This is a genomic window from Pantoea sp. Tr-811, assembly GCF_011752535.1.
Taxonomy (GTDB): Bacteria; Pseudomonadota; Gammaproteobacteria; order Pseudomonadales; family Pseudomonadaceae; genus Aquipseudomonas.
This window is the reverse complement of sequence record NZ_VWXJ01000067.1, coordinates 1-520: the sequence shown is the minus strand read 5'-3', so window position 1 is coordinate 520 and position 520 is coordinate 1. Positions and strand designations below refer to the sequence as shown.

The following is a 520-nucleotide window of genomic DNA, read 5'->3' as shown; positions in this document are numbered from 1 at the left end:
GTAGGAGCGAGCGCAGCTCGCGATGGGGCGCGCAGCGGCCCCAGCGTTGCAGCTTCGCGGCACATGATGTTGGGGCTGCTTTGCAGCCCTTCGCGAGCTGCGCTCGCTCCTACCAGGTTCATCGTCCATGCTTGAAAATGCGTTCTGCAAACACCGGCGCAACCTTGGCCTGCTGCTCAGACACCCATCTGCAGGCCGACGCCACCCCGGTAGGAGCGAGCGCAGCTCGCGATGGGGCGCGCAGCGGCCCCAGGGTTACAGCTTCGCGGCACATGATGTTGGGGCTGCTTTGCAGCCCATCGCGAGCTGCGCTCGCTCCTACCAGGTTCATCGTCCGTGCTTGAAAATGCGATCTGCAAACACCGACGCAGCCTTGGTCTGCTGCTCAGATACCGATCTGCAGGCCGACGCCGCCCCGGTAGGAGCGAGCGCAGCTCGCGATGGGGCGCGCAGCGGCCCCAGCGTTGCAGCTTCGCGGCACATGATGTTGGGGCTGCTTTGCAGCCCTTCGCGAGCTGCG

General features: G+C 65.8%; 1 protein-coding gene. It reads right to left on the bottom strand.

Features of this window, described 5'->3' with window-relative positions:
• Positions 1–327: 327 nt before the first annotated feature.
• Positions 328–520 (bottom strand): hypothetical protein (locus F3J44_RS30505; RefSeq protein WP_205300273.1); only part of this gene is annotated, 193 nt, incomplete at its 5' end.